This is a genomic window from Microcoleus sp. ARI1-B5 (genome assembly GCF_036705795.1).
In the GTDB taxonomy this organism is placed as follows: domain Bacteria; phylum Cyanobacteriota; class Cyanobacteriia; order Cyanobacteriales; family Microcoleaceae; genus Microcoleus.
The window spans coordinates 14,817-37,089 of sequence record NZ_JAUBVK010000003.1 but is presented as its reverse complement, the minus strand read 5'-3'; the positions used below and the strand labels follow the sequence as shown (position 1 = coordinate 37,089).

Genomic DNA, 22,273 nt, shown 5'->3' with positions numbered 1-22,273 from the left:
AAAATAAGGATATGACTTGATTTTAAACAATTGCCCCCGCTGCCAAATCGCTCTTTTGACTCATTTTTTCAATTCCTCAAGGTTGATTTGATTGGGACAAGTGCGCCCTCGTTCAAAATCCGCGATATTGCCGATCGTGGTTTCGGCGATATTTTTCAACGCCTCCTCGGTGAAAAAAGCTTGATGTCCGGTAATCAGGACGTTGGGGAAAGTCAGCAAGCGCCCAAATACGTCGTCTTGAATCACCTGATTTGACAAATCCTCAAAAAACAGATCCGTCTCTTGTTCGTACACATCTAAGCCGAGGTAGCCAATTTTACCAGACTTCAGTCCTTTGGTAACAGCTTTGGTGTCAATCAACTGACCGCGGCTGGTATTGATCAGCATCATCCCCGGTTTCATTTGCCCGATCGCCTCTGCACCAATTAAATGATAAGTTTCCGGTATCAGCGGACAGTGGAGGCTGACAATATCAGAGGCGGCGAACAGTTCCGCAAGCGCCCGGTATTCCATCCCCAGGGCTAGGCAATCCGGGTTTTGGGAAACATCGTATCCCAGCAGTCGGCAGCCGAATCCCTGCAGAATTTTGGCAGTCAGCGCACCTATTTTGCCAGTCCCGACGATTCCCACCGTTTTGCCGTGGAGGTCAAAACCCAACAAGCCGTCTAGGGCGAAATTGCCTTCGCGGACGCGGTTGTAGGCGCGGTGGATTCTGCGGTTGAGGGACAAAATCATAGCGACTGCGTGTTCGGCGACAGCGTAGGGAGAATAAGCTGGAACTCGCAGGAGAGTTAAGTCTAAATCGCGGGCTGCTGCTAAATCGACGTGATTGAATCCGGCCGATCGCAGCGCCAGCAAGCGCACGCCATTTTGGGCGATCGCCCGCAGCGTTGGGGCGTCCAAACAGTCGTTAACGAACGCGCAGACGGCCGGAAATCCAGCACTCAAAACGCTGGTTTCCAGGTTCAGGCGCGGTTCAAAAAACACCAACTCGTGTTGGGCGCCGGCATTGGCTGCTTCGAGAAAAGTGCGATCGTAAGATTTGGTGCTGAATACGGCTACCTTCATGATTTTTGCCTGCAAATCCAGTAATAGTTGGCAATTCTTTCCAGATTAACTTTCTTTGCTTACTGAGACGGCTTTGCCCAAAAAACCGGGTTTCCATGAGAAATACTGAGTTTTGCAACTATAGCATCTCTGAAGCAACCCGATTTTTCGCGCGATCGCCAGTCCTGCTGACTTTTTGAATAAAACTTCTTAGACTGTAGTCAAGCGCGAGCGTTAATTGCTAAATTTTCCGGAGAAAATCTGATGCGTCAACAACTCAAACCAATAATTTATGAAATTTTAGAAACCTCAAAAGGCAGCAATTTATACAGTTTAGCCGATGACTTTATTATTACGGGTTTGATCCTGATAAACGTTGCAGCTTTTATTGCCTCTAGTTCCCCCAGCTTGTCGCCTGAACACAAATTACTTTTGGAATACATCGAAATAGTTTCCTCCTTAGTATTTACAATCGAATATATTTTGAGGCTGTGGGTGTGTACAGTCGATCGCAGATACAGCCACCCGCTTGGGGGAAGATTGAGATACGCTCTGACACCGCTAAGTCTGATAGATTTAGTTTCAATCTTACCCTTTTACGCCTTGCTATTATTTCCCAATTTAAGCTTCGTTAATTTAATTCGCCTGCTGCGTTTGTTGCGCTTGCTAAAAATGAGCCGTTATTCAGAGTCAGTAAGAACTCTGGGAGCCGTATTGTACGCCAAAAAAGAGGAACTAATCGCCACTGCATTTGCAGTTTTCATTCTGTTAATATTTGCCTCTAGCGTCATGTATTTTGTTGAATGCGAGGCGCATCCCAAAGCTTTTGGGAGCATCCTCGATGCAATGTGGTGGGGAGTTGTGACCTTAACGACTGTCGGCTACGGCGATATTTATCCGATCACTCCTTTAGGTAAATTGTTAGGAGCAATTTTAGCATTTTTAGGTATAGGAATTTTTGCACTGCCTGCGGGTATAATTGCTTCTGGTTTTTCCGAGGAAGTGCAAAGGAGAAAACAGGAAAAAATCACGGAAAATCTCGACCAATCGGCTAATTGTCAATCGCTAAAAATACTGCCCGAAATCGAGGTCGGTTTTGAACAACAGCAAAGTGCGATCGCGCTTTACGTCGAAAGTTCCGCCGAGTTGATGAAAATGTGCGTCAAAACGGCGAAACAGAAGTTAGGAAGTCATTTTGAAAATGAAGAAATTATTCGCGATTTAGCTATTCATCTCTACAACGAGACTGTTCGCAAATTCCAGCTTTAATTACAGCCATAGCAGAAGGAAGAAGGAAGAAGTCTGTAAAGGAAGGGCGATCGCATCATCGACTCGCATCCACACGCTCATCGACTGCCCGAGGATGCGGGGAGTAACTCAGTCGTCGATTGCCTCAACACCAAGTTGCCTAAGTCGCTCAATGTTGTCCTTCATGGCTTTGAGCGCTTCGGGGGAGTGCCCCTGCCAATCCGTGACCTCGCCCGTGACCCGCAGCGGCTCCCGGGAGCGGTATGACTTCGTTGGATTACCTGGGTATTTCTTGTCCGTCAGATTGGGGTCATCCATAATCGGGCCAGTCGGTTCCACCATGTAGATTCTGCCGGGTCCTTCGCCGAGAGCCAGCTCGGCCCCCCAGGTAGCCGCATCCAAGGTGGCAGTCAGATAGACGTAGACCGCCTTCTTCCTCTTACCGTAGTTAGACTTGTAGCCCGGTTCGATTAGCTCTCCCGGCTTCAGGTCAGCCCGTGTGCCATGGTAGAACCGCTGCGGAATCATATCGTCGGTGGCTGTCATCGGCTCGCTCATCATACTGTTTGTTCTCCGCTGGCAAATCTCGCGCCGGTCTCGACGGGGAGTAGGTTTGCCTGAGACTAGGGCGAACGCATCTAAATTTCATGTTAACAGAATATGGTATATAGGAGCAGAATTCTTGAGTACCTACAAAACATTTAATTAGAGTTTTTCATTATGAAACTCAAACCTAAAATTACCATTGCTGACCATGAAAGCCGACTTAGAATATCCAAGAGTTGAGCGGACTTGCACGCCATCAATTAATTGATATTGTCACTATTTCAATCACGGGAAGTGATTGGCGGTGCTGATACATGGGTGGATATCGAAAGTTACGGTCGCTCTAAATACGAATGGTTAAAAAAATTTTTGAATTACCGAATGGGATACCGACCCATGACACAATTGCGCGAGTATTTTCTCGTCTAAAACCCAATACAGTTGACTTAAGAACAATCGGATTTGGAAAAAATGCCTGTATTGCCTATAAAATAGCGAGCGGAAATTCGTCAAAAAGCGTTAAGTCAACCTTATTGCTACAAACTCAACCTGTGCTTACAGCACACCCTACAAACTGGACTAATGACTAATGACTAATGACTAATGACTAATGACTAATGACTAATTACCAATCTGGCGGCAAATTGTAATATTCAAGAGTGGATTTATCTTTCAGCAAATCTTGAGTTTGCCGATCGACCTGAATCTGCCCGTCAGCCAAAATTAGCGCCCTTTCAGTCGTTTTCCCGATCCAATTCAAATTATGGGAAGCGATCAAAATTACCTCGATCGGCAATTGCGACAAAACCTTAGCCAAATGACGGCGCCACGACGGGTCTAGCCCGTTGGTCGGCTCGTCTAAGATTAAAATTGCAGGCTCTAATGCTAAAATTGCTGCCAAAGCTGCTAACCTTCTTTGACCGCCAGACAGTTCGTGGGCCGAACGGTTGGCAAATTCGACTAAACCGAATTCGTCTAATAGGCCTAAAGCTCGATCGCGCGCAACTCCCGGCCGCACTCCATAATTGCGCGGCCCGAACATTACATCCTCCAAAATAGTCGGCATAAATAGCTGGTCGTTAGCGTCTTGAAAGCAAAATCCAATTTGCCTCCGCGCTTGCGATAAAGTCGCCGCTTCCAGCTTCGTTCCCTGCACTCTAATCTCGCCAGATTGAGGCATTTTTAAGCCGATCAAGTTTTCGAGCAAAGTGCTTTTTCCAGCGCCAGTTAAACCTAGTAAAGCAACTCTTTCTCCCGGTTGTAAGGTGAATGAAATTCCTTGTAACACAGGTTTTTGCTGCGGGTATCCGAATACTAAGTCTTGCACTTCTATTGTTGGCGGTGATTTGAGATTAGTCAATTTTTGCCTCGATTTTTGGATTAAGAGTTTTTAACCGCAGAGGGCGCAGAGAGCGCAGAGAGGGGAGGGGAGAAGGCAAAAGATAGAGGCATGAATTAATCAATTCCCAATGCCCTGCGCGGGCCCATGCCCTATGCCCAATTCCCGTAAGAGGCTATTGTTAATCCGGCTGCGGTTAAAATTGTTACTGTCAGCCAGAGTCGCTCTTTTGGTGTCGATTTTGAGTCTGCAGGCAAACTTCCTTTGTAGCCGCGAATCATCATGGCTGCGTGGACTCTCTCCGCGCGATCGAGACTTCGCAAATAAAGCGCTCCGATCATGGAAGCACTGGCGTAGCGCAGCCATCCTCCGGTACCGGATAAGCCTCGGAGTTGGGCGGATCTTTTCATGCGGTTGACTTCGGCGAGCAAGATTTCTAAGTATTGTCCGGCTAAAAGTACAATCTCTTGCAAACCGGATGGTAGGGGCAATCCTTTGAGGGCGATTCCGAAACTGTGGGGCGGCAAAGTTAGCAGAAAACTGTTCATAATTAGCAGGCAAATTAGGGAACGCAGCAACAGAAAACTAGCTCGTTCCCAACCTTGGGGCAGCACTAATAAGGAGAGAAACAGCAATTCTGCTCCCAACAGTTGCGCTAGGGTTCGCAGCGGAGCTCTGAGCCAAAATGACCAAAAAAGTGCGATCGCCCCATAAATCCCCAGCCACAGCCAAGCGCCAGTCTTCATAAAACCAATGCCGATGACAATTATCAAAGACAGGCGCAATCGAAAAGGTATGGAGAGTTTAGACATCTTTCGGTTTTACCAACTGAGCAATACCAAAGGCCGTGCCGAAGCTGACTGCTGATCCCAAAAGTCCAGCAATGCTAGTACCAATTGGCTGTTCTTCTAATCCTTTAACTGTGTAATCTGCTAAAGGAGTTGGATTTTCGATCGCCGCAGCTTCTTTATCTTTAAAGCCGTATTTTTCGGCTACCGAATCTAACCCGTCAGGCCAACTTGAAGCGAACAGCGACAGCACGCCGGAAATTAATAACACTCCGACTACTGGCACTACCCATTTCTGCAATTGCGGCTGTTCTCCCGGCAGTAAATCCGGCCGCACTTTGACGAGATAAGTTAAAACGCCGCCTGTAATTACCCCTTCGCCAATGCCGATTAAAATATGTACGCCTACCATTGCTGGGAGTGCGATATTCAGCGGTACTGTACCAGAAATTGCCAGTTCGATCGCCACACAAACAGAAGCCGCAACCACACTCAGGGCGGCAGCGATGGCCGCAGCCAGGGGTAAACGATTTCGGGAACCTCCCAAGAGTTGCTGCAACGGCTGCAACAGCCACCAGCCCACCCAAATGCCAACTAGCCCCATGTTAAAAATATTTGCACCCAGGGCGGTGATCCCCCCGTCGGCAAACAAGACGCTTTGAATTATAAAAACCGTGCTCATCGCCAAAGTTGCCGCCCAAGGGCTCCCCAAAACCACAGATGCCAGCGCCCCTCCCAACAAGTGCCCGCTGGTACCGCCGGCTACGGGAAAGTTGATCATCTGGGCGGCAAACACGAAAGCTGTAGTTAAGCCCATGATTGGGGCTTGCCGCAGTCCAAGATTCGCGCGGGTTCGATTTAGAGCAACCGCAATTACTGCAGCACTTGCTATGCCGGTGGCAATCGCTACTGGCGGTGAAAGAAAACCATCAGGTATGTGCATCGATCTATCCCAAACGAGAGAAGTGCCAACCCTTTAGTCAACTGTTTTTTACAAAAGTTTACAATCCCCTATGGGGGCATTGGTGCGATCGAGCGATCGGGCAATTTGTGGCGGGCCATCGCCTATTGTACAACGCTTCTAGCTTTACAGCCAGAATTTTGAGGAGTGGGGATCGGAGATTAAATAATTATTAAAAATTAATCGAATTTTGTACCTACAGCCCGCAATTTCCTGCTTTTTGATAAGAATTATCAATAATTTTGTAAAAGTTAACTGCCGAATGTATCAATCTCAAAGCTCTGACAGAAATATTAAGAAATTATAAAATTATAAATGAAAGCCAAAAATTAGTTTTATTGTCAACTCTTGAGAATAAATAGCATTAGTTCCCCGAGCAAAAAAGCAGCAAAATGAGCTGTGAGCGAGTCAGGGCAAGAGTTTTGGGTGTTGGAGAAACTAAAAACCCAGATATTGTTGCTGTAAATCTGTCTGAAGCGGTGTTTTTGCGGTTGTCGATCGCGTGAAAGTGCGATCGGCTCTGCCCGCACCGACAGCATTCTCAAGAAACCCAAAATACTAATGGAATTATTCTCAAGTAATTTTCCGAACAACCTACAGGAGGTTTGCCCGTGGTGCAACACTCAACACCAGACTCAACTACCGATTTAGTTCCCTCAGAATTTCCCAAACAGCTAGATATCGCTCAAGTTTCTATCTACGCATTGAGCTTTTTATCTGCTGGTATGTTTCTGTTTTTACCTTTAGTTAACCTGCTGCATCCGAGCCATTGGCAGCGGTTGATGGGCACCATTCACGGCATGGGTGCAATGTTGGCAATGGTAGTGATGGTTTACACGGGACATTTGGCTTTCCCCTTGCTGCGGGGCTCCGGAAAAATCCTGCCGCAAATGCGCACTTTAGCCTTTTGGTCATCTATTTTGAGCTTTTTAGCCATCGCTACGGGCAATTGGGCTTATATGCGGTATCGGGCGGGCATAGATTTCGGCGGAGCTCGCGCTTTGCTGAAAGAAAACTCGCCTTTAGTGCAGTACGTTTTGATGGAATATCACGAATTTAGCGTGCTGTTTACCTTGCCTTTAGCAGTAGCTTGTACTTGGATTTTGTGGAGTTATGGCGACCAAATTTTAGACAAGCAAAACCGCCCAGTTTTAACCGCAACCTGCGTAGCTTTGATGGCAATCATGTTTTTTTCAATGGGAGGCATGGTGAGCGGCCTTGGCGTTGCCAAAATTCAGTCTCTGTAGTCAGCAGTCAGCAGTCAGTAGTTATTAGTTATTCAACCATTAACTATCAACAGTCAAGTGTCAAGTGTCAACTGTAAACTGTCAAGTATCTTAGGAAATTTGCGAAATGATTCGACAAGTATCCCGCCAAAATATTGCGGGTGGAGAACCTTTTTACGGGAAAGTTTGGAGCAAATTAAAACACTTTCCCAGGGGTTTAGCTGAAGGTTCGGAAAATGCGCCTAGCGTTTCTGGTCCGGCAGCAGCAGCAATAATTAGTGCTGCAATTGGTTGTTTTACAATGATGGTGAGTCACCATTTAGGGGACACGTCCAAAGCTACAAACGAATGGCTTTGGAATCTCGGTAGTTGGATTCCGGGAAGCAAGACTAATGATGAATTGTGGGGCAATATCGGCAGTTACACAGGTAAAGAAACTATGTTGATCATAGGTTGGCTTGTCAGTTGGCCGATTCTGCATGCGATTTGGAAAAATAAGAGCGTGAAAAGCCGCACTATATTTTTCTGGATGTTTGCTTTGTTAGTTGCTGCGACAGCTATGTCCTGGCATCCTTTATTCCCCTATTTGCCGTTAACTTAAGTAATGCGAGGTTTGATGATGGAAACAAAAAATAAGCCGCTCCCAGCCAGGGAGATGCACAAAATAGTTTGGATGAGTACGGGAGTTTTGGTTCTTTTCTTTGTAACTTTTCCCATTTCAATGTGGCGGGTTAGCCAAAAAGAAAAGTTTCGCGGTTTTCACGTCAAGTCTTTGACTATTGAAGGGAAAAATCTTGCTAATGCTGTTGCTAAGAAATCTGCGGAACCAGCTATTGCCACTAGCGCTACTATTCCGGTTGCAAATAATTCCAATTTAGCTGTTGACAGTCAAAAAAAGCTGCCTGACAAGTCTCCTGATGTTGTACCTTTCACTAATCAGTCTACTGAACCGGCTATTGCGAGTAGCGGTACAGACAAGACTGTGCAAGCTGTGCCCGTGTCAGCAGGTCAGCAGGAAGCTCAGGCGGTCAATGGGACCGATCGGACAGCGGAAATTACCGATCGCACCAAGCTAGAGGAGTTAACTCTCAAAGTCTACGATCGAATTAATCAAGGTTGGCAAACTAGCCCTACCTTCACTCAAAATCTAGTGTATCGCGTGAGTGCGAGTCTTGACGGGGCGATCGCAAATTTCGAGCCGCTCAACCAACCAGCCAAAGATTTCACCCAAGAAACTCCCCTGCTAAATTTGCAGAAGTCTTCCGCGACAGAGAGTAACAGCGGTGCAGCACCGGCAGCCAACTTTACCGTAGTGTTTGCTCCTAATGGCATCTTGGAAGTTAACCCCTAACTGAGGTAAAAAAACTATCGGGTAAGCTGCGCGACGCGCGCCTTGCTTTGAAATTTTTTCTGGAAATCAAGACAAAAGCCCAATATCTAAAGCGGTAAGGTGTTCCCAAGCGCACCTTACCGCTTTAGGCATTCAAAAAAAACATTTTTTGCCAAAATTCCATTCACTCAAAAAATATGATATCCTAAACATTGCGCTTTATTGCATTCTACATCAAACACAACAAATGAAAGAACTTGACGAGAAAAAAACCCAAGAACTGCTAGCCACCATCATGGAATGGGAACTAGCAGGGGTTGTGCGCTACACCCACTATTCACTGATGGTGACTGGGCCAAACCGCATCCCCATCGTGCAATTTTTTAAAGCACAAGCGACTGAATCCCTGCTCCACGCGCAACAAGCCGGAGAAATTCTCACAGGTTTAGAAGGGCATCCCAGCCAAAAAATTGCTACGATAGAAGAAACCTACAAACACTCGGTAAAAGACCTTTTGGAAGAAAGTCTAAACCACGAAAAAAAAGCGCTCAAAAAGTATAAATCTTTACTTGAAGTAGTGAGCGACTCCAGCGTTTATCTGGAAGAATACGCCCGCACCTTAATCGGCCAAGAAGAATTGCATCAAGTAGAACTGAAAAAAATGCTGAGAGATTTTAGTTAAGGTAAGTAATAGCCCGCCGTCCTTAGTTATTGTGCTTAGTTACTCCCCAACCGCCTTAATAGGGAGCATCTCTGCGGAGAGTGAAAAGCAAAACAGAGATGCTCTGCCTTAAGAGTAGCCGATCCTTCTTTTCTCTTCCTTCGCGTCCTTCGCGTCTTCGCGGTTCAATAATTTAATCTTCGACCACGGTAAAAGCAAAGTTGCTAAGGATTAAGCACTAACTACAAATTAGCCATTATAAAAAAATGAATTTTAGTGAAGCCATACCGACTTTTGTAATTACCCTGCGTGAAGGTGTGGAAGCTGCTTTAGTTGTGGGAATTGTGCTGGCTTGTTTGAAAAAAGCCGAGCAAAGTCACCTCAATTCTTGGGTTTATGCAGGTGTCGGAGCAGGAATTGCTGCTAGCGCTTTTGTGGGAGTATTGTTTAATGGATTGCTCGCAGCACTATCGACATCAACTCAGCCCTACGCACCGGTAATCAAACAGCTATTAGAGGGCGTGTTGGGAATTGTGGCGATCGCCATGCTAAGCTGGATGCTAATTTGGATGACTCAGCAAGCGCGCTTTCTCAAAGCAGAAGTTGAAGGAGCCGTTACAGCAGCTTTGACAAAAAATACCAATGCCGCCTGGGGCGTCTTTGGCTTAATTTTTATCGCCGTGCTGCGCGAAGGTTTTGAAACAGTTTTATTTGTCAGCGCTCAATTTCAACAAGGCTTGAGTCCCGCTTTGGGAGCTTTGGGCGGTTTGACTGGGGCTGCAATCCTTGGCGCGCTGCTGTTCAAGTGGGGCGTCAAAATTGATATCCGCCTGTTTTTCAAGTTTATGGGGATTTTGTTGCTGTTAATTGTCGCGGGTTTAGCAGTATCTGCACTCAAGCATTTTGACCAAGCTGCTGCTATTTTGTCCCAGATCGATCGCCAGTATGCAGCAATTTGTGTTTTTTACGATCGCCTCGCACCCCTCCACTCTTGTATTTTAGGCCCGATGGTCTGGAATGCCGCAGGAGTTTTGCCCGATCGACAATTTCCGGGAGTGATTCTCAAAGCACTGTTTGGATACAGAGATCGCATATATCTTTTGCAAGCTGTTGGTTATACAATATTCTTAATAACAGTCGGCGGTCTTTACTTCCAAAAATTAGGGCCTCAAGCGACCGATACTAGCCAAAATACTCAGCCAACTCGCCCTCAGTAACTGTACGAGCCATTTTTCTCGGTTGTTTCGCTGCTTCAAGGGCGATCGTAAAATTTACCTCACTTGCAAAAAATTTGCCCAAAATTTTAAGGTTGGGGGATTGATTATTTGACTTATGTATTGTACAATTTAATAATCGGACTATTTTATATATTTTTTTTAAGTTTATATTTTTTCAATTATTAAATTGTACAGTCAACACCCCACAAAAGCAAGCGCCAACCTCAAACCAACAATTTTATTTAACAAAAATTAACAACCTTTAAAAATTAACAGTCAACGGTTAACAGGGTTCTCCAAGTCGCAGGCGCACCCAGAAGAAAGTTGAGGCTGTTCTTGCCGGCAAAAAATCAGCCCCCATCAAGATTTTTGGCGAACAGTTTTCTGATATGCGCTCAAGAGGGCTTATAATTAGTACAACAATATTTACAGAGTTGGGAAAGTTCTTAATGAACCTTATAATCCTTAATGAAGCTTAAAATTAAAAAATTGCTCGTTAAAGTTACCTGGAACCCCCAGAAGGCTGTAGCCTCCCCCATCTGGTTAGCGGTGAGATAAATAATGATGCCTCGGATACTTGTTATTGATGATGACGCGGCGATCGCCGAACTCGTAGCCGTAAACCTAGAAATGGCTGGCTACGAAGTCACCCAGGCAGAAGACGGCATCAAAGGTCAGGCACTGGCAATACAACTGCTCCCCGACCTGATCGTGCTAGACCTGATGCTGCCTAGAGTAGACGGATTCACAGTGTGTCAGCGGTTGCGGCGCGACGATCGCACAGCCGACATTCCCGTCTTGATGTTGACAGCCTTAAGTCAAACTCAAGACAAAGTAGAAGGCTTCAACTCCGGGGCCGACGACTACCTGACCAAACCCTTTGAACTCGAAGAGATGCTGGCGCGAGTGCGAGCCTTGCTGAGGCGCACAGACCGCATCCCCCAAGCAGCCAAACACTCGGAAATCCTGAATTACGGCCCGCTGACCCTTGTCCCCGAAAGGTTTGAAGCTGTTTGGTACGTTAATACCGTCAAACTGACTCACCTAGAGTTCGAGTTGCTGCACTGCTTGCTCCAGCGCCACGGTCAGACAGTCTCTCCCAGCGAAATTCTCAAAGAAGTGTGGGGTTACGACCCCGACGACGACATCGAAACTATTCGAGTACACATCAGACACCTGAGAACCAAGATGGAACCCGATCCCCGCCATCCTCGGTACATCAAAACCGTATACGGCGCGGGTTATTGCCTGGAACTGCCCAGCAACGAGCAAGTCGCCGAGGAAACAAAATCCTCTGCTTGAGCTAGTGGGCCAGATACAAAAAGCAGTTAAAAATATAGCTATAAAAGCCTGGGAGCAAATCCTCTCAGGCTTTTTAGCGTCCCTGTCCGTGCCGAGCGGTGGGTTCCAGCTTACTAAAACTATTTATCAATAAACTTGGAAAGATTTTGTCGATCTGGCGATCGCGCCTGCCAAAAAAGTTGTACTAGCCGATCGCTCAAACCTCCCTAAATCATAATCTCAACATTTTTTGAGCAAATTAGTTACATATCTTAAGGAAATTTAATGAAATAATTTATCAAAAACTCTTGACGAAACCACCAGAATTGTTGATTATCTATATCAATAAGCTGCCAACGCTTAAAACTCAACTGACATCTTTCTCAAGAGGTAAATCGCCGGGAATAGGTGGCTAGCAGATTCCCCCTGACGAAAGCGAAGTCTCAACTTAGATTTATTCTCCAGGAAAATACATTTTAGGATAATCGAAAAAGGAGCGCGAACAAACAATAGATAATCCCGTAAAATCCCCCTTCAAGTTTTAGATTTTTTACCGACATGAATTTATACAGCGCTAACTCACTCAAAGTCGAACTCAACCAGAGAGGCTGCCGCCTGACTCCCCAGCGAGAAACTATTTTGAGTGTGTTTCAAAATCTGCGGCAAGGAAATCATTTGAGTGCGGAAGAATTATACAAGACTTTGCAGAATCAAGGAGAACGAATTGGCTTGTCTACTGTCTACCGCACCCTGCATTTATTAGCAAAAATTGGGATTTTGCGCGAACTTGAATTAGCAGAAGGACACAAACATTACGAACTGAAGTTGCCGGAATTGCACCACCACCACCATCTAGTTTGCATTCAGTGTCACAAAACATTTGAATTTAGCGACGAATCGATTTTGAAAATAGGCAAAAAGCAAGTTGAAAAAGCTGGTGTAGAACTGCTTGACTGTCAATTAACTGTACGTGCTGTTTGTTTGGAAGCGCTGCGGGAGGGATGGCCTTCTTTGGTGCCGAGCAATTGGTTGTGCCCGAGATATCATTCGGAACTTGAGGAGGAAATGAGTTGAGTTGGATGAAATACACTTCGGTAATGGGGAATTGGTAATTGGTAATTGGTAATTCATTATTCGTTATTTCTTGTTAGTTATTAGAACCAACTACTAACAAACAACCAATGACCAATGACTGATGACCAATGACCAATGACCAATGACCAATGACCAATGACCAATGACCAATGACTAATGACCGATGACGGCAGGACTTCACTTGTACTCAAGCAACCTCAGAATCGCAGCGTTGGTGTTCCATCCGAAATACGTTAGCGTACAAACTAGCAACAATCTGTTTGCCTTCCTGGGTCAACTGCAAGTAACCGAGAGATTCGCTGATGTGAGGATAAATGCCGCTCCAGTAAAACTTAGAGTAGCTTTGCAGCAAGTCGCCCGGATGTCGGTAGCCCAAAACTTTAGTAGCACCGCTTTCTTCCAACTCGTAAAACAGCGCGCCAATTTTCTGTAAATATTGCGGGTTGCTGAGCTGACCTATCAAGTCAGCACCGCGAACTAAACTAGAATAATTAACTGCATCTTCGTCAGTGTTGCCGTCAAGTACCGAGAAACGAGTCTGTTCTATGTTCTGCTTAATTACCTCAGCATTAATTAGCTTGTGGTTGCCGAAGCGCTCGTCTATGAACAGTTTTGCTCTGTCAACTCGGTAAGGAGCTAGGCTGGCCGCTGTTGCACCGGGAGCAAGTGCAATTCTCATGCCATCTTGGCCCGTAGCATACAATCCTTCTGATGCTTGGTCTTGCCGGCAAACTCCTTTGACATATCCGATGTCTTGGCACAGCAAAGAAATGATGAAGTGCAGCCAATTTTCGCAGGAGACTCCGCCCTTCCGAATGTGTTTTCCCCGCAAGATTTCTTGACCTACTAACGTAATACAAATGGCGTGTTCGATATTGTGATAAAGAGCGTCGCTGCTGGCGATGTTTTCTAACGCCATTGCCCCCACCCAGGCTATAATGTCGGCATAGTCTGATTTGTAGCCTCCGTAAGTGCGGCTGTACCCGTTCTCCAGTTGTTTAATGAAAGCCTCGATCAGCAGTTCTGTAGAATTAAACATACCCTGTCCTTTTACCTTAATATTGCCTTTCCAGAGCGGTGAATTTATTGTCAATCCCTCTAATTTTAGGGAGGGGATTTTTCCTCAAAACTCAAATTTCATTTACCCCGCGTGCGTTAGCCCTTGCATCAAGGCAGTAATCTCAAGACTCCCAATCAACTCAGTCCATGACTGACACCCATCCCCGCCGCACTGCATAGAGCAGCCTGCTGACAATTTTTCGATCGTCTGAACTTGTTAAACTCTGAGAATTAATTGCGTATTGAATTTGGTGGAACACAGTCCGATCGATCTTACCGGATTTCCAAATGTTCAAGTAAAGTTCGGAAATTGTACATTCTGGAATATAAGCTTTGGTTTTCATCTGCGGTCAACTCAATGTATATTTCTTATTTTCAGGCAATTTTATATAACTTTATGTGATGTCGATCTCTCTGAGGCTGTGATGCGATCGCACGGTAGAGTTGATGGGCATCTCCTGAAAATGGTGATGCGATCGAATTATCGACCGTCATAATTTAAGCTTAACTGTTGTGACCAGCCTCACAGTTGAGCTTAAATTATTGTACGTCCATATCATTCGCCCATGGGCTATCGCCTCGTCCAAAATTGCAGCAAGCAAGGAAGTTCGATCGCCCGCTGCGACAAATTCCTTGCCAAAAAAAGCCGCGTCGTGTACTATATAGAGTCTGGTATCCTCACTTACCCATAATTATTTTCATTTATCCCGTCCCCCCTGAGGGGAAGGGACTTTCAGTGCGGATGCCGCCAAATCACAATATTCAGCAAAAAGCTAGAAATGCCGTAACTCATGCCCACTATTCAGCAACTCATCCGTTCAGCACGGGAACAAACGCAGAAAAAAACCAAATCGCCAGCTCTCAAGAGTTGCCCCCAGCGCCGGGGAGTTTGCACCAGAGTGTACACGACCACCCCGAAAAAACCCAACTCGGCGCTGCGGAAGGTGGCTCGGGTACGGCTGACAAGCGGTTTTGAAGTGACAGCCTACATCCCCGGGATCGGTCACAACTTGCAAGAACACTCGGTAGTAATGATCAGGGGCGGTCGGGTAAAAGATTTACCCGGAGTTAGATACCACATCATTCGCGGTACATTAGACACCGCCGGGGTGAAAGACCGCAAGCAGGGCCGTTCCAAATACGGGGCCAAGCGTCCTAAAGAGAAAAAATAACACGGCTCTCGCCGGCTCGTCGGGGTTAAGAAGCAAAAATAAGTTCGATCGTCATCGATCGAGATCGAAGCCCAAAACCCCAAACTCAATCATTCAAAATCAAAAATCCCAAATAGAACTATGTCTCGCCGCACAGTTATTCAAAAACGTCCAGTTCCGCCAGATCCAACCTACAACAGCCGGTTGGTAAGCATGATGGTGAGACGGATCATGCAGCACGGCAAAAAATCCGTGGCCTCCAGCATCGTTTACGACGCCCTCAAAACCATCCAAGAACGCACGGGGGCCGAACCCTTAGACTTGTTTGAAAAAGCAGTCAAAAACGCTACACCCCTGGTAGAAGTCAAAGCCCGCCGGGTAGGCGGCGCCACCTACCAAGTGCCGATGGAAGTGCGTTCCGATCGCGGAACCACCCTCGCCCTCCGCTGGCTGATCAGATTTGCCCGCGCCCGCACCGGCCGCTCAATGGCCGCCAAGCTGGCTAACGAACTGATGGATGCAGCCAACGAAACAGGCAGTGCCATTCGCAAGCGCGAAGAAACACACCGCATGGCCGAAGCTAACAAGGCTTTTGCTCACTACCGGTACTAACTGCTAACTCGGGCATGGAGAAAAGGCCGATCGTGCGGAATGAAAGCATCGGGCGAAAAAGTGGAAAGTGTAAGTTTTGAGCGTTGAGATTGCTTCCAGACGGCGCAGTTGCCATTGGCGAAGCAAACTCGCGCACTCCAAAAATCAAAATTCACGCACTCTCTGAATCCTCCATGTCGCATCCTTAATATTTTTGTAAACAAATCTTGCAAAAAATATTAAAATGTAACAATAAGCTCCATAGACTGTTGTAAGTTGCTGGGGAGTGCAAAATAGGGTGACAGTGTAGTATAGTAGTATTATAACAGCAACACAAGATCGAGGAGGTAGCTGTGGCACGTACCGTTCCGCTAGAAAAAACTCGCAACATCGGCATCGCGGCCCACATTGACGCGGGCAAAACAACAACAACTGAAAGAATTCTGTTCTATTCAGGCATGGTTCACAAAATGGGTGAAGTGCACGAGGGAACAGCAGTCACTGACTGGATGGAGCAAGAGCGCGAGCGAGGAATTACGATTACTGCCGCCGCTATCACCACCAGTTGGAAAGATTACAAAATCAACATCATCGACACTCCCGGACACGTAGACTTCACGATCGAAGTCGAACGCTCGATGCGAGTGCTCGACGGAGTGATCGCAGTGTTCTGCTCGGTAGGCGGAGTGCAGCCGCAATCCGAAACAGTTTGGCGCCAAGCCGATCGGTACAAAGTACCGCGGATCGTGTTCGTCAACAAAATGGATCGGATGGGCGCAAACTTCTACAAAGTCTACGGCCAAATTCGCGATCGGATGAGAGCGAACGCCGTACCCATCCAAATCCCGATCGGCAGCGAAGAAAACTTCCGGGGAATTGTAGACTTAGTGCAAATGAAAGCCTATATCTACAACAACGACACGGGAACCGACATCGAGGAAGTAGAAATCCCCGATGAAGTAAAAGAGCTAGCAGCAGAATACCGCACCAAGCTGATCGAGTCCGTAGCAGAAACCAACGACGCCCTCACCGAGAAATACCTCGAAGGCGAAGAGTTAACAGAAGCAGAAATTCGTGCAGCTTTGCGCACTGGCACGATCTCTGGCACGATCGTCCCCATGCTGTGCGGTTCTGCCTTCAAAAACAAAGGCGTTCAGCTTTTGTTGGATGCAGTGATAGACTACCTGCCGTCGCCCGTGGAAGTTCCCCCAATTCAAGGACTCCTGCCCAACGGCGACACAGCAGAACGATTTGCAGACGACAGCGCGCCGCTGTCAGCCCTGGCATTCAAAATCATGGCTGACCCCTACGGCCGCCTGACCTTCGTTCGGGTCTACTCGGGTATCCTCAAAAAGGGTACCTACGTCCTCAACTCCACTAAAGACAAAAAAGAGCGAGTTTCTCGCTTAATTGTCCTTAAAGCCGACGATCGGATAGAAGTTGAGGAACTGCGGGCAGGAGACTTGGGAGCAGCCTTGGGTTTGAAAGAGACGTTCACCGGCGACACCCTCTCCGAAGAAGGAGCGCCAGTGATTCTGGAATCCCTGTTTATTCCAGAGCCAGTCATCTCCGTGGCTGTCGAACCCAAAACCAAACAAGACATGGAGAAGCTCTCCAAAGCCCTCCAGTCGCTCTCGGAAGAAGACCCCACCTTCCGAGTCAACGTTGACCCAGAAACCAACCAGACAGTCATCGCCGGCATGGGCGAACTGCACCTGGAAATTCTGGTAGACAGAATGCTGCGGGAATTCAAAGTAGAAGCCAACGTGGGTCAGCCGCAAGTAGCCTACCGCGAAACCATTCGCAAAGCCGTCCGCGCCGAAGGTAAATTTATCCGCCAAAGCGGCGGGAAAGGTCAGTACGGTCACGTCGTGATCGAACTAGAACCCACCGAAGTCGGCACCGGCTTTGAATTTGTCTCCAAAATTGTCGGCGGCACTGTACCGAAAGAGTACATCGGCCCTGCAGAACAAGGGATGAAAGAAGCCTGCGAATCAGGTATTGTAGCAGGATATCCCGTGATCGACCTCAAAGCTACTATGGTAGACGGGTCTTTCCACGACGTAGACTCCTCAGAAATGGCATTTAAGATCGCCGGTTCAATGGCGATCAAAGAAGCCGTGATGAAGGCGTCGCCAGTGCTGCTAGAGCCTATGATGAAAGTAGAGGTTGAAGTTCCCGAAGATTACATCGGGAACGTCATCGGCGACCTCAACTCTCGTCGGGGTCAGATCGAGGGTCAAGAGACGGATCAGGGAATTGCCAAAGTTTCTGTGAAAGTTCCACTAGCAGAAATGTTTGGTTACGCTACCGACATCCGCTCGAAAACCCAAGGTCGAGGCATCTTCACAATGGAATTCAGCCATTACGAAGAAGTGCCGCGAAATGTGGCTGAAGCCATTATCGCGAAAAACAAAGGGAACTAATGATTGGGGATTTTAGATTTTGGATTTTGGATTGAATCCAAAATCGAGAATCTCAAATCTCAAGTCTAAAATCGCTAAAAAAAACAAGGAACAGATCGAGAATGGCACGCGCAAAATTTGAACGGAATAAACCCCACGTAAACATCGGTACGATCGGTCACGTTGACCACGGCAAAACAACTTTGACCGCGGCGATTACGATGACTCTATCTGCACTGGGTCAAGCAAAGGCTAAAAAGTACGACGAAATCGACGCCGCGCCTGAAGAAAAAGCACGGGGTATTACGATTAATACCGCTCACGTCGAATACGAAACCACAACTCGCCACTACGCTCACGTAGACTGTCCCGGACACGCTGACTATGTGAAAAACATGATCACCGGTGCTGCTCAAATGGACGGCGGCATCCTAGTAGTGTCAGCAGCAGACGGCCCCATGCCTCAAACTCGCGAACACATCCTGCTAGCTAAGCAAGTTGGCGTTCCCAGCTTGGTGGTCTTCTTGAACAAAGAAGACATGGTGGATGACGCTGAATTGTTGGAATTGGTAGAACTGGAAGTTCGCGAACTCTTGAGCTCTTACGATTTTCCAGGCGATGACATCCCCATCGTGACCGGTTCGGGATTGAAAGCTCTCGAAGCGATGATTGCTAATCCCAAGACAGTCAAAGGCGATAATGAGTGGGTTGACAAGATTTACAAGCTGATGGAAGAAGTAGATTCTTACATCCCTACTCCAGAACGCGAAATTGACAAGCCTTTCTTGATGGCAGTTGAAGACGTATTCTCGATTACTGGTCGCGGTACTGTGGCTACAGGTCGGATTGAACGCGGCACAGTCAAAGTCGGCGAAACAGTCGAATTGGTTGGTCTCAAGGACACTCGCAGCACTACTGTGACTGGTGTGGAAATGTTCACCAAGTCCTTGGATGAAGGTTTGGCCGGCGACAACGTGGGTCTACTTCTCCGGGGGATTTTAAAGGCGGATATTGAAAGAGGCATGGTAATTGCCAAGCCAAAATCCATTAGTCCTCACACTCAGTTTGAATCTGAAGTGTACATCCTCAAGAAGGAAGAAGGCGGCCGTCACACGCCCTTTTTCTCGGGCTACCGCCCTCAATTCTACGTCCGCACGACTGACGTAACCGGTACAATCAAGCAGTTCACTGCTGATGACGGTTCGGAAGCTGAAATGGTGATGCCCGGTGACCGGATCAAAATGACTGTTGAGCTGATTCACCCGATCGCGATCGAACAAGGAATGCGCTTCGCAATTCGTGAAGGCGGCCGCACCGTCGGCGCCGGCGTTGTTTCCAAAATCCTCAAGTAGGAATCCGCTAACGTTTTAAATAGCAGAAAAGCCTAATCAAATTTAGTGGCTTTTCTGCTATTTAGTGATGAGTCATCAGTCAGTCAGTCGATTTTAGATTTTAGATTTTAGATGTTAGATTGATTTGCAAAATTCAATCGGGATCTTCAACAAAAGTCTAAAATTTTACGCTCTCCACGACTCAAGTCGGAGGATAGTGTTTTTGGGCGGGGTCATTAGTCCGCAGTTAGTTGTTAGCAAAAAAAACAACTAACAACTGAAAATTAAAAACTAATGACTACTGACTAATGACTACTGACTACTGACTAACAACTAACAACTAACTGAACCTAGAAAATTCAACAAAAAAATGGCAACAATTCCACAGCAAAAAATCCGCATCCGCCTCAAAGCTTTCGATCGCCGAATTCTCGACGCATCTTGCGAAAAAATTGTAGATACAGCAAATCGGACAGCAGCCACTGCGATCGGCCCGATTCCCCTACCGACAAAACGGCGGATTTACTGCTTGCTGCGATCGCCCCACGTAGACAAAGATTCTCGCGAACACTTTGAAACCCGCACCCACCGCCGCATCATTGACATTCACCAGCCTTCTGCAAAAACAATTGATGCTTTGATGAAACTGGATTTGCCAGCGGGCGTAGATATCGAAGTCAAGCTGTAGATTGACGGATTAGGAAAATAACGAAAGAAGGAACAATGGAAAAATACATTGTTCCTTTTTTTTCAGGACTTATGCAAAGATAGTCAGAAGCTGGGTTTTTTACGAACTTTTCTGTGGTTAGCACGATCGCGATTTAGGGAATCCTTGGCATTATTACGATATTACGATCGCGACCCCGAAGAGATCGATCGCATTATTGTTTCTCACCAAACTGACGATCGAAAGAGTGAGGCTGTATTAAGAGTGAAAATTTTCCTAATCGCAATTTTTACTCGAATTCTAGAAAATTTACAGGAATATGAGCTTGAAAATTGTGGAAATCTCGATCGGTTGTAAAAATGGAATAGCTGCGACGATGGGCAGCAGCACAGATGAGAAAATCAGTATTTGAACCTTGGATGCCATTGCGACGACAGGTATTACAAAATTCAGCAGCGATTTCGTAGTCTGCCTCAACTAAATTCAAGTCGCCAAAAGCGCGTAAAGTATTGCGGAGACGATCGAATTGTTCGGATGTGCGAACACCAGACAATATTTCCTGTCGAATGCTTCCGAGCATTATAACTCGACCATTCGCAATGAGCGATCGCAGTTGATTCACCACAGCAGCATTCATTTCTGGAGAATTCCGGCGCAACGCTAATGACCAAATAGCCGTATCGACAATTACATTCATGACGGGATACCTAGGCTATATTTCGCTGCTGTTTATAATCGTAATTTTCTTGGTAGTCGATCGTACCAAAGAGTTCTAAAATTTTGATCTGCTTCAGGCGTTGAATGTATTCGCGCAAGGCGATTTCAACTAGGGTTTCGATCGGGATTTCTCCCGTCAGTTCGATCGCCTCTTGCAGCAGTGCCGTATCCACGTTCAGGCTCGTTACCATTGGCTTTCCTCTTTTAACCGTTATTTTAATTATATCTGTCTTGCCTTACCCCAAGCGTAAACCTCAGAAACCGGGTTTCTCTCGATATTTCTCGTCACCCAACCAAAAACTCATAGAAACCCGGTTTCTCGCCCCAAGCGTAAACCTCAGAAACCGGGTTTCTCTCGATATTTCTCGTCACCCAACCAAAAACTCATAGAAACCCGGTTTCTCGCCTTGATGCGGTTTCTCGCCTCCTAGATCGCGCCTAATCTTTCCCGGAACGCCCAAATCTCTGTCAGAATAGAAACAAGATGGCGGGGAAACACGCGGGGAAATAAGAAGTATGACGCGAGAGGAAGCACTGCGGCGAATTCACCGGGCGGCCGAGGAAAAATTGACTCAATTGGATTTGTCGGGGTTGGGGTTGGAGGAATTGCCGCCGGAGATTGGCAAGTGCACGCAGCTTGAGAAGTTGGTGTTGGGAAAGGTGGAGAAATGGGAAAGGTCTGATGGTAAAATTACTCCAAAATTAATCACCAATGAATTAAGCACACTTCCGGAGGAATTGCGATCGCTGGAAAATTTGCGAGCGATAGACCTCAGTGGCAATCCATTCGGAACGATACCAGAATTGCTGCTGGAAATGAATCAATTAGAGACTTTAAATTTAACAAGTATTGGTTTGACAGAAATTCCAAATGCGATCGACAAAATGTCGACTTTGATATTTATTGACCTCAGGAACAATCAAATAGCAGAAATTCCCGAAGCCCTCGGCAAACTGTCGAATTTGACACGACTTTCCCTCAGTAACAATCAGATAGCAGAAATTTCCGAAACTCTCGACCAACTGTCAAATTTGACACGACTTTCCCTCAATTCCAATCAGATAGCAGAAATTCCCGAAGCCCTCGGCAAACTGTCGAATTTGACAGAGCTTGTCCTCGCTAACAATCAGATAGCAGAAATTCCCGAAGCCCTCGGCAAACTGTCGAATTTGACAGAGCTTGTCCTCGATAACAATCAGATAGCAGAAATTCCCGAAGCCCTCGGCAAACTGTCGAATTTGACACAGCTTTCCCTCAGTAACAATCAGATAGCAGAAATTCCCGAAGCCCTCGGCAAACTGTCGAATTTGACACAGCTTTACCTCAGTGACAATCAGATAGCGGAAATTCCCGAAGCCCTCGGCAAACTGTCGAATTTGACACAGCTTTCCCTCTGGGACAATCAGATAGCAGAAATTCCCGAAGCGATCGGTCAACTGTCGAATTTAACACAGCTTTACCTCTGGAACAATCAGATAACAGAAATTCCCGAAGCCCTCGGCAAACTGTCGAATTTGACACAGCTTTACCTCAGTGACAATCAGATAGCAGAAATTCCCGAAGCGATCGGTCAACTGTCGAATTTAACACAGCTTTACCTCTGGAACAATCA

General features: G+C 46.6%; 23 protein-coding genes and 1 pseudogene. 15 read left to right on the top strand and 9 right to left on the bottom strand.

Features of this window, described 5'->3' with window-relative positions:
- Positions 1 to 60: 60 nt before the first annotated feature.
- Complete coding sequence (locus tag QUB63_RS05415; protein ID WP_332943784.1) at positions 61 to 1,068, bottom strand: 2-hydroxyacid dehydrogenase; 1,008 nt, start codon at positions 1,066 to 1,068, stop codon at positions 61 to 63.
- A 243-nt stretch (positions 1,069 to 1,311) separates the two neighbouring features.
- On the opposite strand from QUB63_RS05415, the gene QUB63_RS05410 reads away from it, so the two are divergent.
- Entirely contained in the window at positions 1,312 to 2,316 is a 1,005-nt protein-coding gene (locus tag QUB63_RS05410) for an ion transporter (RefSeq protein WP_332943783.1), read from the top strand.
- A gap of 108 nt (positions 2,317 to 2,424) precedes the next feature.
- Here the strand turns inward: QUB63_RS05410 and arr are convergent, their stop codons facing one another.
- Complete coding sequence (arr, locus tag QUB63_RS05405) at positions 2,425 to 2,841, bottom strand: NAD(+)--rifampin ADP-ribosyltransferase (RefSeq protein ID WP_442921872.1); 417 nt, start codon at positions 2,839 to 2,841, stop codon at positions 2,425 to 2,427.
- 174 nt (positions 2,842 to 3,015) lie between these two features.
- Here arr and QUB63_RS05400 point away from each other — a divergent pair.
- Positions 3,016 to 3,275 (top strand): annotated as a pseudogene (locus QUB63_RS05400) (transposase family protein); the annotation flags it as partial.
- A gap of 191 nt (positions 3,276 to 3,466) precedes the next feature.
- Here the strand turns inward: QUB63_RS05400 and QUB63_RS05395 are convergent.
- The 3 genes from QUB63_RS05395 to QUB63_RS05385 form a co-directional block, all read right to left on the bottom strand.
- Positions 3,467 to 4,201: an energy-coupling factor ABC transporter ATP-binding protein gene (locus tag QUB63_RS05395; protein WP_332943781.1), complete on the bottom strand. Its 735-nt coding sequence runs from the start codon at positions 4,199 to 4,201 to the stop codon at positions 3,467 to 3,469.
- 131 nt (positions 4,202 to 4,332) lie between these two features.
- Positions 4,333 to 4,992 carry an energy-coupling factor transporter transmembrane component T family protein gene (locus QUB63_RS05390; protein ID WP_332943780.1) on the bottom strand — a complete coding sequence of 220 codons (660 nt, stop codon included), beginning with the start codon at positions 4,990 to 4,992 and terminating at the stop codon, positions 4,333 to 4,335.
- The gene (locus QUB63_RS05385) at positions 4,985 to 5,911 is read right to left on the bottom strand and encodes an energy-coupling factor ABC transporter permease (RefSeq protein WP_332943779.1); all 927 of its coding nucleotides are present in this window, start codon (positions 5,909 to 5,911) and stop codon (positions 4,985 to 4,987) included. The genes QUB63_RS05390 and QUB63_RS05385 overlap by 8 nt, the downstream gene beginning before the upstream one ends.
- Positions 5,912 to 6,543: 632 nt before the next feature.
- On the opposite strand from QUB63_RS05385, the gene QUB63_RS05380 reads away from it, so the two are divergent.
- From QUB63_RS05380 to QUB63_RS05350, 7 genes are all read left to right on the top strand, one after another.
- Positions 6,544 to 7,176, top strand: a complete 633-nt coding sequence (locus QUB63_RS05380) for a hypothetical protein (protein ID WP_332943778.1) — start codon at positions 6,544 to 6,546, stop codon at positions 7,174 to 7,176.
- Between the two features lie 106 nt (positions 7,177 to 7,282).
- Positions 7,283 to 7,756 carry a hypothetical protein gene (locus QUB63_RS05375; protein ID WP_332943777.1) on the top strand — a complete coding sequence of 158 codons (474 nt, stop codon included), beginning with the start codon at positions 7,283 to 7,285 and terminating at the stop codon, positions 7,754 to 7,756.
- 15 nt (positions 7,757 to 7,771) lie between these two features.
- Entirely contained in the window at positions 7,772 to 8,506 is a 735-nt protein-coding gene (locus QUB63_RS05370; RefSeq protein ID WP_332943776.1) for a hypothetical protein, read from the top strand.
- Positions 8,507 to 8,732: 226 nt separating this feature from the next.
- Positions 8,733 to 9,167, top strand: a complete 435-nt coding sequence (locus tag QUB63_RS05365) for a ferritin-like domain-containing protein (protein WP_332943775.1) — start codon at positions 8,733 to 8,735, stop codon at positions 9,165 to 9,167.
- 245 nt (positions 9,168 to 9,412) lie between these two features.
- The gene (locus QUB63_RS05360; RefSeq protein ID WP_332943774.1) at positions 9,413 to 10,363 is read left to right on the top strand and encodes an FTR1 family iron permease; all 951 of its coding nucleotides are present in this window, start codon (positions 9,413 to 9,415) and stop codon (positions 10,361 to 10,363) included.
- A 564-nt stretch (positions 10,364 to 10,927) separates the two neighbouring features.
- Entirely contained in the window at positions 10,928 to 11,665 is a 738-nt protein-coding gene (locus QUB63_RS05355; RefSeq protein ID WP_332944217.1) for a response regulator transcription factor, read from the top strand.
- Positions 11,666 to 12,202: 537 nt separating this feature from the next.
- Positions 12,203 to 12,718, top strand: coding sequence for a transcriptional repressor (locus QUB63_RS05350; RefSeq protein WP_332943773.1), 516 nt, complete (start codon positions 12,203 to 12,205; stop codon positions 12,716 to 12,718).
- A gap of 208 nt (positions 12,719 to 12,926) precedes the next feature.
- Here QUB63_RS05350 and QUB63_RS05345 read toward each other — a convergent pair whose 3' ends face one another.
- Both QUB63_RS05345 and QUB63_RS05340 read right to left on the bottom strand, forming a co-directional pair.
- Positions 12,927 to 13,778: an Npun_R2479 family HD domain-containing metalloprotein gene (locus tag QUB63_RS05345; protein WP_332943772.1), complete on the bottom strand. Its 852-nt coding sequence runs from the start codon at positions 13,776 to 13,778 to the stop codon at positions 12,927 to 12,929.
- A gap of 160 nt (positions 13,779 to 13,938) precedes the next feature.
- Complete coding sequence (locus tag QUB63_RS05340; RefSeq protein ID WP_332943771.1) at positions 13,939 to 14,142, bottom strand: hypothetical protein; 204 nt, start codon at positions 14,140 to 14,142, stop codon at positions 13,939 to 13,941.
- Between the two features lie 447 nt (positions 14,143 to 14,589).
- Between QUB63_RS05340 and rpsL the strand changes: the two genes are divergently transcribed.
- From rpsL to rpsJ, 5 genes are all read left to right on the top strand, one after another.
- Positions 14,590 to 14,970 carry a 30S ribosomal protein S12 gene (gene rpsL / locus QUB63_RS05335; protein WP_006632197.1) on the top strand — a complete coding sequence of 127 codons (381 nt, stop codon included), beginning with the start codon at positions 14,590 to 14,592 and terminating at the stop codon, positions 14,968 to 14,970.
- 120 nt (positions 14,971 to 15,090) lie between these two features.
- Positions 15,091 to 15,561, top strand: coding sequence for a 30S ribosomal protein S7 (gene rpsG, locus QUB63_RS05330; RefSeq protein WP_006632196.1), 471 nt, complete (start codon positions 15,091 to 15,093; stop codon positions 15,559 to 15,561).
- Positions 15,562 to 15,893: 332 nt separating this feature from the next.
- Entirely contained in the window at positions 15,894 to 17,966 is a 2,073-nt protein-coding gene (fusA, locus tag QUB63_RS05325; RefSeq protein ID WP_332943770.1) for an elongation factor G, read from the top strand.
- 101 nt (positions 17,967 to 18,067) lie between these two features.
- Positions 18,068 to 19,297, top strand: a complete 1,230-nt coding sequence (gene tuf, locus QUB63_RS05320) for an elongation factor Tu (RefSeq protein ID WP_332943769.1) — start codon at positions 18,068 to 18,070, stop codon at positions 19,295 to 19,297.
- 349 nt (positions 19,298 to 19,646) lie between these two features.
- Positions 19,647 to 19,964 carry a 30S ribosomal protein S10 gene (gene rpsJ, locus QUB63_RS05315; protein ID WP_194011386.1) on the top strand — a complete coding sequence of 106 codons (318 nt, stop codon included), beginning with the start codon at positions 19,647 to 19,649 and terminating at the stop codon, positions 19,962 to 19,964.
- Positions 19,965 to 20,232: 268 nt separating this feature from the next.
- Here the strand turns inward: rpsJ and vapC are convergent, their stop codons facing one another.
- Together vapC and QUB63_RS05305 are read right to left on the bottom strand one after the other, a co-directional pair.
- On the bottom strand, positions 20,233 to 20,640 hold the full coding sequence (gene vapC, locus QUB63_RS05310; RefSeq protein ID WP_332943768.1) for a type II toxin-antitoxin system VapC family toxin: 408 nt from the start codon (positions 20,638 to 20,640) through the stop codon (positions 20,233 to 20,235).
- Between the two features lie 10 nt (positions 20,641 to 20,650).
- Positions 20,651 to 20,851 (bottom strand): type II toxin-antitoxin system VapB family antitoxin, encoded by a 201-nt coding sequence (locus QUB63_RS05305; RefSeq protein WP_332943767.1) that lies wholly within the window; start codon positions 20,849 to 20,851, stop codon positions 20,651 to 20,653.
- A 325-nt stretch (positions 20,852 to 21,176) separates the two neighbouring features.
- Here QUB63_RS05305 and QUB63_RS05300 point away from each other — a divergent pair.
- On the top strand, positions 21,177 to 22,273 hold a 1,097-nt coding region (locus QUB63_RS05300; RefSeq protein WP_332943766.1), incomplete at its 3' end, for a leucine-rich repeat domain-containing protein.

What these genes read in the sequence shown, in the direction of transcription:
- QUB63_RS05415 (WP_332943784.1), bottom strand. Translation starts at nt 1,068, where the DNA reads ATGAAGGTAGCCGTATTCAGCACCAAATCTTACGATCGCACTTTTCTC.
- QUB63_RS05410 (WP_332943783.1), top strand. Translation starts at nt 1,312, where the DNA reads ATGCGTCAACAACTCAAACCAATAATTTATGAAATTTTAGAAACCTCA.
- arr (WP_442921872.1), bottom strand. Translation starts at nt 2,841, where the DNA reads ATGACAGCCACCGACGATATGATTCCGCAGCGGTTCTACCATGGCACA.
- QUB63_RS05390 (WP_332943780.1), bottom strand. Translation starts at nt 4,992, where the DNA reads ATGTCTAAACTCTCCATACCTTTTCGATTGCGCCTGTCTTTGATAATT.
- QUB63_RS05385 (WP_332943779.1), bottom strand. Translation starts at nt 5,911, where the DNA reads ATGCACATACCTGATGGTTTTCTTTCACCGCCAGTAGCGATTGCCACC.
- QUB63_RS05375 (WP_332943777.1), top strand. Translation starts at nt 7,283, where the DNA reads ATGATTCGACAAGTATCCCGCCAAAATATTGCGGGTGGAGAACCTTTT.
- QUB63_RS05370 (WP_332943776.1), top strand. Translation starts at nt 7,772, where the DNA reads ATGATGGAAACAAAAAATAAGCCGCTCCCAGCCAGGGAGATGCACAAA.
- QUB63_RS05365 (WP_332943775.1), top strand. Translation starts at nt 8,733, where the DNA reads ATGAAAGAACTTGACGAGAAAAAAACCCAAGAACTGCTAGCCACCATC.
- QUB63_RS05360 (WP_332943774.1), top strand. Translation starts at nt 9,413, where the DNA reads ATGAATTTTAGTGAAGCCATACCGACTTTTGTAATTACCCTGCGTGAA.
- QUB63_RS05355 (WP_332944217.1), top strand. Translation starts at nt 10,928, where the DNA reads ATGCCTCGGATACTTGTTATTGATGATGACGCGGCGATCGCCGAACTC.
- QUB63_RS05350 (WP_332943773.1), top strand. Translation starts at nt 12,203, where the DNA reads ATGAATTTATACAGCGCTAACTCACTCAAAGTCGAACTCAACCAGAGA.
- QUB63_RS05345 (WP_332943772.1), bottom strand. Translation starts at nt 13,778, where the DNA reads ATGTTTAATTCTACAGAACTGCTGATCGAGGCTTTCATTAAACAACTG.
- QUB63_RS05340 (WP_332943771.1), bottom strand. Translation starts at nt 14,142, where the DNA reads ATGAAAACCAAAGCTTATATTCCAGAATGTACAATTTCCGAACTTTAC.
- rpsL (WP_006632197.1), top strand. Translation starts at nt 14,590, where the DNA reads ATGCCCACTATTCAGCAACTCATCCGTTCAGCACGGGAACAAACGCAG.
- rpsG (WP_006632196.1), top strand. Translation starts at nt 15,091, where the DNA reads ATGTCTCGCCGCACAGTTATTCAAAAACGTCCAGTTCCGCCAGATCCA.
- tuf (WP_332943769.1), top strand. Translation starts at nt 18,068, where the DNA reads ATGGCACGCGCAAAATTTGAACGGAATAAACCCCACGTAAACATCGGT.
- rpsJ (WP_194011386.1), top strand. Translation starts at nt 19,647, where the DNA reads ATGGCAACAATTCCACAGCAAAAAATCCGCATCCGCCTCAAAGCTTTC.
- vapC (WP_332943768.1), bottom strand. Translation starts at nt 20,640, where the DNA reads ATGAATGTAATTGTCGATACGGCTATTTGGTCATTAGCGTTGCGCCGG.
- QUB63_RS05305 (WP_332943767.1), bottom strand. Translation starts at nt 20,851, where the DNA reads ATGGTAACGAGCCTGAACGTGGATACGGCACTGCTGCAAGAGGCGATC.